Annotated in this window: 9 protein-coding genes; 5 read left to right on the top strand and 4 right to left on the bottom strand. The window is 42.0% G+C overall.

The genetic code is table 11. The annotated features are described in order from the left end of the window. Window positions 1-408: 408 nt before the first annotated feature. Both ENH88_RS21065 and nfuA read right to left on the bottom strand, forming a co-directional pair. Window positions 409-681 carry a hypothetical protein gene (locus ENH88_RS21065; protein WP_304185334.1) on the bottom strand — a complete coding sequence of 91 codons (273 nt, stop codon included), beginning with the start codon at window positions 679-681 and terminating at the stop codon, window positions 409-411. A gap of 12 nt (window positions 682-693) precedes the next feature. Further along, window positions 694-1,269 (bottom strand): Fe-S biogenesis protein NfuA, encoded by a 576-nt coding sequence (nfuA, locus tag ENH88_RS21060; RefSeq protein ID WP_304185332.1) that lies wholly within the window; start codon window positions 1,267-1,269, stop codon window positions 694-696. A 145-nt stretch (window positions 1,270-1,414) separates the two neighbouring features. On the opposite strand from nfuA, the gene ENH88_RS21055 reads away from it, so the two are divergent. Beyond that, complete coding sequence (locus ENH88_RS21055; protein ID WP_304185330.1) at window positions 1,415-3,967, top strand: M14 metallopeptidase family protein; 2,553 nt, start codon at window positions 1,415-1,417, stop codon at window positions 3,965-3,967. A gap of 16 nt (window positions 3,968-3,983) precedes the next feature. Here ENH88_RS21055 and ENH88_RS21050 read toward each other — a convergent pair whose 3' ends face one another. Next, window positions 3,984-4,685 (bottom strand): ComF family protein, encoded by a 702-nt coding sequence (locus tag ENH88_RS21050; RefSeq protein ID WP_304185329.1) that lies wholly within the window; start codon window positions 4,683-4,685, stop codon window positions 3,984-3,986. Between the two features lie 58 nt (window positions 4,686-4,743). Between ENH88_RS21050 and bioH the strand changes: the two genes are divergently transcribed. From bioH to ENH88_RS21030, 4 genes are all read left to right on the top strand, one after another. Further along, window positions 4,744-5,481 (top strand): pimeloyl-ACP methyl ester esterase BioH, encoded by a 738-nt coding sequence (gene bioH, locus ENH88_RS21045; protein WP_304185336.1) that lies wholly within the window; start codon window positions 4,744-4,746, stop codon window positions 5,479-5,481. A gap of 100 nt (window positions 5,482-5,581) precedes the next feature. Then, the gene (locus tag ENH88_RS21040) at window positions 5,582-5,890 is read left to right on the top strand and encodes a hypothetical protein (protein WP_304185327.1); all 309 of its coding nucleotides are present in this window, start codon (window positions 5,582-5,584) and stop codon (window positions 5,888-5,890) included. A gap of 6 nt (window positions 5,891-5,896) precedes the next feature. After that, the gene (locus ENH88_RS21035) at window positions 5,897-6,775 is read left to right on the top strand and encodes a putative metalloprotease CJM1_0395 family protein (protein ID WP_304185325.1); all 879 of its coding nucleotides are present in this window, start codon (window positions 5,897-5,899) and stop codon (window positions 6,773-6,775) included. Between the two features lie 158 nt (window positions 6,776-6,933). Next, entirely contained in the window at window positions 6,934-7,662 is a 729-nt protein-coding gene (locus ENH88_RS21030; RefSeq protein WP_304185322.1) for a hypothetical protein, read from the top strand. A 57-nt stretch (window positions 7,663-7,719) separates the two neighbouring features. Here the strand turns inward: ENH88_RS21030 and ENH88_RS21025 are convergent. Next, the coding region (locus ENH88_RS21025) for a helix-hairpin-helix domain-containing protein (RefSeq protein ID WP_304185320.1) at window positions 7,720-9,413 on the bottom strand (1,694 nt) is incomplete at its 5' end.

The raw sequence follows: 9,413 nt of genomic DNA, 5'->3' as shown, positions 1-9,413 counted from the left end.
CTATATGAGTGTTTTTTTATGTCTGATATTCAATGAAGATCTTGATGTTGCTATATAACCCGAAGGTCGTCGGTTCGCTCTTCATAAATTCTGGCTCCCGCAACCACTGAAATAAAGTAATAATGAATCGACACTTTTAATGAGTGTTTTTTTATGTCTGAAATTCAGTGGGTGCAAAGATTGGGCTACTCATAACCCGAAGGTCGTCGATTCGTTCTTCATAAATTCTGGCTCCTGCAACCAACTGAAATAAAAAATAGTAATATTAAACAGACACGCCTAAAGCGTGTTTTTTTATGTCTACAATTTGATGGAACCTGGAACCTGGAACCTGGAACCTGGAACCTGGAACCTGGAACCTGGAACCTGGAACCTAGAACCTAGAACCTAGAACCTAGAACCTAGAACCTATTTCCAAAGATCTGGGTCTTCTTCTGGGCGTGAGTTGTTACGCTCTAGCACTTGCGAGAAGCGGTTGGCAAAAATACCAAGGTAACCCCACGCTGCGAAAAATAGTGCGATGGCTAAAATTACTAAGCCGATGATTTGTAAGCTGTAGTGGCTATAATAGCCGAGGGCAATAAATACTACGGCCAGCACAAACAGTGCAAGGCCGCGTAAAAAGCGTTTTAAGCTGAGTTTAGGTTCAGAGCCTAAGCGATATATCAGCTGCTTTAACATGATTATGAGCGATTAATAGTAAGAATGATCGCCAGCTTTGTGATCGGTGATATCAGCAACACCGGTGATCTCATCAAACTTAGCAATCATTTCTTTTTCAATGCCTTCTTTTAGCGTGACATCGATCATAGAACAACCATTACAGCCACCGCCGAATTGTAAAACAGCAATACCTTCAGCTGTTACTTCTACAAGACTTACTTGGCCGCCATGGTTAGCAAGCTGAGGGTTAACCTCTGTTTCTAACATGTGTTGAATACGTTCGTTAAGGCCTGCGTCATCGCCGATTTTACGGGCTTTAGCATTAGGTGCTTTAAGTGTTAACTGGGTGCCCATTTTATCGGTAACAAAATCAATTTCAGCTTCTTCTAAAAATGGCGCGCTTTCTGCGTCAACTACAGCATCAAAGCCGTTAAAAGGAAGGCGAATATCAGTGGCTTCCACAGCATCTTCAGGGCAGTAAGATACACCACATTCCGCTTGTGATGTGCCAGGGTTAACAACAAATACGCGAATATTTGTTTTTTCAGCTTGATCAGCTAATAATTTTGCAAAATGCGATTGTGCGGTTTCGGAAATAGAAATCATAAAACAACTATACTTGACTAAATTACTCGGATACTGGTTATCATACTCCGCTCATCGCGTTGTCGCCAGTGTTGAGCGTAAAAATTTGGCATCTATTTTAAGCAGTGGTAGCGTGCAAACATTGATCATTTACTGAGTGTTTTCTATGCGTTTGATAATAACAATCTTTACACTATTGCTAAGCTTTTCTTGTTTAGCACAACCGCTTTCCTATTATTTCAATAATGATGTGCAATTTGATCCAACTATTCCTACCCCAGAGCAGGTTTTAGGTTATGAAGTCGGGCAGTGGCATGTACGCCATGATCAACTTGTCCGTTATATGGAAATATTGGCAGAAAAAAGTGACCGTATTAACTTTGAAGTCATTGGTCGCACTCATCAACAGCGTCCACTGGTGATGCTTACTATCACTGCTGCTGATAAGTTGGCAAATGTGGAGCAAACACGTAAGGCGCACTTGGCCCGTTTAGCTGATCCCGAAAAAGCCAAAGAGACAGATCAACCTGCGGTAGTATGGATGGGTTATAGCGTGCATGGCAATGAATCTTCGGGTAGTAATTCAGCCTTGCTAGTGGCTTATTATTTAGCTGCAGCGCAAGGTAAAGAAATTGATACGTTATTAAATAATACGGTTATTTTGCTCGATCCTGCATTAAACCCCGATGGCTTAGCACGCTTTGCTAATTGGGCGAATAGTAACCGGGGCATGAATTTATCGTCTGATCCACAAACCAGAGAACATATTGAAAGCTGGCCAAGTAGCCGTACCAATCATTACTGGTTTGATTTAAATCGCGATTGGTTATTATTACAGCACCCAGAATCACAAGCACGAATTGCTAAGTTTCATCATTGGAAGCCAAACATACTCACTGATTTTCATGAAATGGGGCCTAATAGCACCTTTTTCTTTCAGCCAGGTATTCCATCGCGGAAACACCCAATCACCCCTGATGAAAACGTCAGCCTCACCAAGGCAATAGGTAACTATCATGCAAAAACATTGGATGAACATAATGCATTATATTTTACTGAAGAAAGTTTTGATGACTTTTACTACGGCAAGGGCTCTACCTACCCAGATGTAAACGGTGGTGTGGGTATTTTATTTGAGCAAGCCAGCTCTCGTGGTCACTTACAAGAAACCATCAATGGGCCTTTGAGTTTTGCATTTACGATTAAAAACCAGCTGCTTACGAGTTTATCTACGTTCCAAGCAGCTATCGATAATCGCCAAGCACTACTCGATTATCAAGCTAGTTTTTATAATAATGCTGTAGAGCTTGCCAATGATGAAGATTATAAAGGTTATGTAGTGCAAGGTGGCGCTGATACTACCCGTACCGAGCTGTTCTTAGATTTATTGAAACAGCATCAAATTCTAGCATACCCACTTAATAAAGCAGTAAAAGCGAATGGTAAGAACTTTTCTGCGAAAAGTTATTTTGTGCCACTTGCACAACCACAATTTCGTTTAGTGAAAGCCATTTTCAGTGAGCAAAAGCGTTTTGTTGATAATACTTTTTATGACGTATCAGGTTGGACCTTAGCGCATGCTTTTAACTTAGAGTTTGCAGCTATAAAAAGCGATTGGGGATTGGACGTTAGCAAAGATGCATGGCAGCAGCCCGAACAACCACAATTTACCGCGTTGGATGCGCAGTATGCGTTTGGTTTTAAGTGGGATAATTACTTAGCACCAAAAATGCTTAACAAGTTATTGCAACAAGGTGTACAAGCACGTGTTGCATTAAGTCCATTATCAGCAAAATCACTCACCAGTACTGAAGAATTTGCTGCCGGAAGCATCATTGTTCCTGCGGGGATTCAAACTAACCCACAATGGGTTGCATTATTAAATAATGCTCAAAATGAGTTTGGTATTGCTATCACGCCAATTACCTCAGGCTTGACCTCACAAGGTGCTGATTTAGGATCTCGAACGCTTGCGGTTGTGAAAGCGCCGAAAGTGTTACTGGTAGGCGGCCAAGGCACTAGCCAATATGAAGTCGGTGAAGTGTGGTATTACTTAGATCGTTTTGTTGGTGTGGCACCTACCATTGTGGAAATGGAACGTTTTAGTAATTTAGAGCTTAGTGATTACAGCCACATTGTTTTAGCGCATGGAAATTACAATAAGCTTTCGGATGCTGACAAAATAGCAATTAAAACTTGGGTGCGTAAAGGTGGGGTGATTTGGGGCCACAAAGGTGGAGCGAAGTTTTTAGTCGATCAGCAACTATTAAAAACCACTTACTTATCACGCCAAGATGTTGCCAGTGCCTTCAAAACGGATGGCTTACATTATGGTGATAAAGATCACCTCGCAGGGCGGCAACGTATAGCTGGGGCGATTTTTAATACTAAAGTTGATTTAACCCACCCACTTACTTTTTCATTACAACGAGACACCTTACCGGTATTTAAAAACAGTACTTGGTTACTGGAAATGTCAGCAGCCCCGTTTGTTAATGTATTACAGTACACGCAAAAACCGTTACTAGCCGGTTTTACCGATGACGTAAATATTGAACAAGTCGCTGGTGCGGCTGGTTTAGTAGCGCATTCGTATGGTCGTGGCAACGTGATTGGTATGACGGATGACCCCGTGTTTAGAGGTTATTGGTATGGGACAAGTCGGTTATTGAGTAATGCATTATTTTTCGGCCATACATTTAGCGCAAATGCAGATTAACTAATCCGCTTAAGTATTAATCCCCCAATGGTGTTAAACAGGTTACAAATGCCCAGACTTGTTTAGCACCAGCTTGTTTAAGTGCCACGGTGGCTGCATTTAGTGTGGCGCCAGTGGTCATCACATCATCAATAATAGCGACCGTTTTTCCTGTCATATCGGTATTACATATGAATGCGCCATGTAAGTTTTTAATCCGTTTAGCTTTACTGAGTGATGATTGCGCTTGTGTTTTTTTACTGCGCTGTAAACTTATAAAATCAACATGTTCATTTTCTAAGCTGGGCAACCAGCATTGCGCTACTTGGTTAAAACCTCGCTTTAAAAAGCGTTGTTGATGCAAAGGTAAAATAATAAATAGCTCAGGCCATGTTTCGCTAGCTTGTTTACTGCTAGTGAATTGCAGGCTAATTATTAATGACAACGCTTTTTTATAATGAATTTGATTACTAAATTTTAATTGGCTGAGCCAGTTATCAAACGGAGACCGATACCAGGCACAAGCAAATAGATGGTCAAATTGGCAATCAGGAAACAGCTCTACGATATCAGGGCGATACAATAAGTTTGGATGTTCACGTAAATCGAGTAACGACAGATCTGCTAAGCAATGCTCGCACAAGCTATAATCACTGTTAACAACGCACTGGCATTGCACGCAAAAGGAAGGGAAAAACCAATCCCCTAGGTGTTGAAGGCATTGCTTAAAAGCAGTCATTGCATTCATTTCCTTAAGCGCTATTATGAGCGCTAAGTTTGGAACAGGGTTGGTGAAAATGCAAAATGAGCTAGTGTTATTACATGGTTGGGGGATGAATCAAGGGGTGTGGCAATTGATCTTACCTGAGCTTGAGTTTATTCATGTCGATACCGTGCGTTGCATTGATTTACCTGGTTATGGCAATAGCCAAACATCGCCAAAACCTTATAGTTTGCATGCCGCCGCGCTACAATTAAGTAATCAATTACAGCCAAACTCGACTTTAATGGGGTGGTCTTTAGGTGGTTTATTTGCCGTATATATTGCTAAACATTGGCCTGAAAAAGTATCGAAAGTAATATTAGTTGCTTCAACGCCATTGTTTGCTGAAAACGATGAGTGGCCAGGAATTAAAACAAATGTATTAGCTGCATTTAAAGAGCAGTTAGTCACTCATCGTGAAAAAACCATAGAGCGATTTTTAGCGATACAAGCTATGGGCAGTGATAGCGCCCGTGATGATATAAAGCAGCTAAAAAAATTGTTAAATGAATACCCTGCACCGCAAGAAAGCGCCTTAAGTGTAGGATTAGATATTTTGCAGCATGATGATTTACGTCATGCTTTTGCCAATTGCCCGGTACCAATTCGTGGTATATTTGGTCGTTTAGATGCACTAGTGCCTTATCGCGCAGTAGCTAAAATGCAGGCTTTAAACAGTGATTTTGAGTATGAAGTTATAGATAAAGCGTCGCATGCGCCTTTTATTTCTCACCAGAAAGAGTTTTTATCCACCGTCAAATCAATGCTTTAAAAAGCAACTCCAATAGGGCCTGAAAAACTCTAGCAGAAAGCTTTATTTTGGCTGTTTTATGAGCGATAATTAACCAACATAACATTGGTGGAGGTATAATATGCCAATTGGATCTGTTTTTAATAACGGTGTTGAAGGTTTTAATCGTGCCAGTCAGGGCATTGAAAAAGCCAGCGCAGAAATCAATCGCGCCAGCATTACACAACAAGATGATGCGCAGCTTGCTCAGCAGCGCCAGCTGCAGGCTGCACGCCCAGAAGAAGCGGTAACCGCTCCTGTGTCACAACCACCACGTATTGATGAAGCATTGGTCAATTTAAAAGTTGAAGAGTTTAATGCCAAAGCCAATACGCAATCAATTCAAACCGCGGACGAAGTGCTGGGGACTTTGATTGATATTCGTGTTTAATTTGCCATGAACATTGTCACGCCATTTCCTAATGTAAATATAAACACCGCTAATGTTTATACGGAAACCGCTCGGCGTGACAACCAACTTCGGGAAGTTATCCCGCCACCTGCAGCTGCAAAACCGACTAATGCTGAAAACAAAGCGCTCGGTGATAATGAAAAAACCAAACAACCCGGTAGCAATGATACCGGCACATATGATGCTAAGGGTAAACTTGCCGACGAAAAAGTAATTCAACAGCGTCAGCAGGGAGATGCAGAGCAAAACCCAGAGCAAAATGAACAGCAACAACAAGATGCAGAAAAAGAAGCCAAGCAAAAAGAGCAAGTAGCTCAGCAAGAGCAACAAGATGCTGAGCAAATTAAAGAGCTTAAAGCTCGTGATACAGAAGTGCGTATTCATGAACAAGCGCATGCTGCTGTTGGTGGTCAATATGCAGGTTCTCCTAGCTATGAATATCAGCGTGGCCCTGATGGCACTAATTACGCCGTTGGTGGTGAAGTACAAATTGACGTTGCTGAAATCGAAGGCGATCCACAGGCGACGATAGAGAAAATGCAAACGGTACGTGCAGCTGCACTCGCTCCTGCCGAGCCTTCAGGTGCTGACCGTTCGATTGCCGCTGATGCCACGCAAAAACTTGCCGCAGCGCAGGCTGAGCTTAGTAATATAGATAGCGATGATGAAAGCAGCACGCAATCGGCATCATTCAAAGTAGATAGCGAATTTACAAAGGATGAGAAAATAGCGACTACTGCTGGATCAGAAACCGCAACGGCTAAGCGCGATATTGAAGTTGAGCAGCGCGCAGGTCGCATCGCACAGTTTTATCAGGCAGCCATCTCACCTTATGGACAGTCTGGCTTTTCTGCAACCATATAGTTGTTCCCTAGTAATATCTACTCCCGTAATGTAAATCCAAATAAATCAGCTTTTAAATGTGATTTTTTAGATTTATTTCCCTAAATGTATACTCTTAATTGTGAAATATTCCTGTAACTGTTATTTTCTCTGCGATTTTTATTATGGAAGACAATTAAATGAAATATGCAGTAATGGTAGGGGCTTTATCCTTTTTTTCAATCACCGCAGTGGCAAATCAAACATCTGGCCTAAGCTATGACTATGTCGAAGTTGGCTATGCAAAAATGGACGTAGATGCCTTAGATGAACTTAGCTTGGACGGCTATGTAGTTAAGCTGAGTAAGCAACTTGGTAATAATTGGTACCTAACTGGTTTGTACGCAAGTACATCAGATGACATGGCAAACAGTGTCTCTGAGGATTATCGTGATATCTTTCAAAACGGTGAGTATGTCGGAACGTCACAGTTATACACTGAAGGGAAGTTAGACGTTGAATTTACTAGATTGGAGCTAAGTGCGGGTTATATTCAACACCTATCGGCCGTTACCAACGTAGATTACAGTATTAACTTAGGCAAGCTTAAATATAGCACTGATTTTAAAGCCATTGTTGAAGAAAGATTTAATGGCCAAGTCTTTTCATCTTCTGAAGAAGGTTATTCAGATTCAAATAGTGCAGACATTCTTTCAGCTAATGTGCAAGTCAGACATTTAGTCACGGATAAATTTGAAGTAAACGCAGGGATTGGCTACGAGCGTTTACATGATGAAGAAAGTGATAATAACTTAGTGCTCCAAGCGGGCTTTAATTTTGCACTGACAGATAAAGCGATTCTAGGCGCTTCTTACCGACACGTAGATGAATACGCAGATATAGCAGCGACATTACGTTATTACTTCTAGTTTTTAGTTATGAACAACAACGCCACAAAGTTAGTTTGTGGCGTTTTTGGTTACGAGCTATTTTTTCACTTTTGCATTTGCGAAGGCGTCTGCAAATGCATTACCCATTATTGCATTACCGGTATCGCGTTTTGGTTTAGCAGCGCGGGGTTGTTGAGCATTGTTACGACTATTAGCTTGCTGCTTTTGACTGGCTGATGGCGCGGGCTTGTTGCTGGTATCGATGTCATCGTCCAAACGCATGGTAAAACTAATACGTTTACGGGCAGCGTCAACTTCCACTACTTTTACTTTTACAATATCACCAGCTTTAACCACTTCGCGTGGATCAGAGATAAACTTATTAGTGATCGCAGAAATATGCACTAAACCATCTTGGTGTACACCCACATCAACAAAAGCACCAAAGTTAGCTACGTTTGAAACCACGCCTTCTAAAATCATCCCAGGCTTTAAGTCACTGATTTTTTCAACACCTGCTTTAAACTCGGCGGTTTTAAAATCAGGGCGAGGATCTCGGCCTGGTTTATCTAGCTCGCTGATAATATCAGTGACGGTTGGCAAACCAAATTTATCATCAATGTAGTCATTCGCAACTAGCTTATTTAACAGCTCTGAGTTGCCAATTAGGGTATTTACATCCAGACTATTTTGCTCACAAATACGCTTAACAACAGGGTAAGCTTCTGGGTGAACCGATGATCTGTCCAGCGGGTCGCTACCATTGCTAATTTTTAAGAAGCCTGCAGCCTGCTCAAATGCTTTTGGCCCTAAACGCTCTACTTTTTTTAGTTCAGAGCGTTTAGTGAATGAGCCATTTGTATCGCGATAATTAACAATATTTTGCGCTAAGGTTTTATTTAATCCTGAGACACGGGCAAGCAGTGGCACTGAGGCCATATTTAAATCTACACCTACCGAGTTCACACAATCTTCAACCACAGAGGTCAGAGTTTGCCCTAGCTGGCTTTGCGATACATCGTGCTGGTATTGACCCACCCCAATTGATTTAGGCTCCACTTTCACGAGTTCGGCAAGTGGATCTTGTAAGCGACGTGCAATTGAAACCGCACCACGTAACGACACATCTAAATCAGGAAACTCATTCGCGGCAAATTCTGATGCTGAATACACCGATGCACCGGCTTCACTGACCATGATTTTATTCAGTTTAAGCTCGCTGTTAGCTTTGATAAGTTCAGCAACGAGTTTGTCCGATTCACGTGATGCGGTGCCATTCCCAATCGCGATTAACTCAACCTTATGTTGACGACATAATTGCTCTAGCGTACGTATTGATTTATCCCAATGATTTTGTGGCGCATGAGGGAAGATTGTTTGTGTTGCCAGTAACTTACCCGTGCTATCGACGACGGCAATTTTACAACCAGTACGTAGGCCGGGATCAAGTCCTAAAGTGGTACGCGCTCCGGCTGGTGCTGCCATTAATAAGTCTTTTAAGTTTTTTGCAAATACATCGATAGCGCCAGTTTCGGCTTTTTCACGCATGGCTGCTAAAAATTCGTTTTCTAAATGTAAGCCCAGTTTAATTTTCCAGGCCCATTGCACGACAGTGCCAAGCCAAGGACTCGCTGTTTGCGTACTGATGTCTAAACGGTAATGATCGGCAATCATTTGTGCACAATACTGTGAGGGGTTTTCTGAGCTTGGCTCAGGATTAATACTGAGTTGCAGTACGCCTTCGTTGCGCGCGCGAAGCATGGCTAAAGCACGGTGCGAAGGCACTTTTT

It is taken from the genome of Pseudoalteromonas prydzensis (assembly GCF_011050055.1).
GTDB lineage: Bacteria > Pseudomonadota > Gammaproteobacteria > Enterobacterales > Alteromonadaceae > Pseudoalteromonas > Pseudoalteromonas prydzensis_A.
Note: the sequence above shows the minus strand (reverse complement) of the source record. Positions and strands in the feature narration are given on the sequence as shown.

What these genes read in the sequence shown, in the direction of transcription:
- ENH88_RS21065 (WP_304185334.1), bottom strand. Translation starts at nt 681, where the DNA reads ATGTTAAAGCAGCTGATATATCGCTTAGGCTCTGAACCTAAACTCAGC.
- ENH88_RS21030 (WP_304185322.1), top strand. Translation starts at nt 6,934, where the DNA reads ATGAAATATGCAGTAATGGTAGGGGCTTTATCCTTTTTTTCAATCACC.
- ENH88_RS21055 (WP_304185330.1), top strand. Translation starts at nt 1,415, where the DNA reads ATGCGTTTGATAATAACAATCTTTACACTATTGCTAAGCTTTTCTTGT.
- nfuA (WP_304185332.1), bottom strand. Translation starts at nt 1,269, where the DNA reads ATGATTTCTATTTCCGAAACCGCACAATCGCATTTTGCAAAATTATTA.
- ENH88_RS21035 (WP_304185325.1), top strand. Translation starts at nt 5,897, where the DNA reads ATGAACATTGTCACGCCATTTCCTAATGTAAATATAAACACCGCTAAT.
- ENH88_RS21040 (WP_304185327.1), top strand. Translation starts at nt 5,582, where the DNA reads ATGCCAATTGGATCTGTTTTTAATAACGGTGTTGAAGGTTTTAATCGT.
- ENH88_RS21050 (WP_304185329.1), bottom strand. Translation starts at nt 4,685, where the DNA reads ATGACTGCTTTTAAGCAATGCCTTCAACACCTAGGGGATTGGTTTTTC.
- bioH (WP_304185336.1), top strand. Translation starts at nt 4,744, where the DNA reads ATGCAAAATGAGCTAGTGTTATTACATGGTTGGGGGATGAATCAAGGG.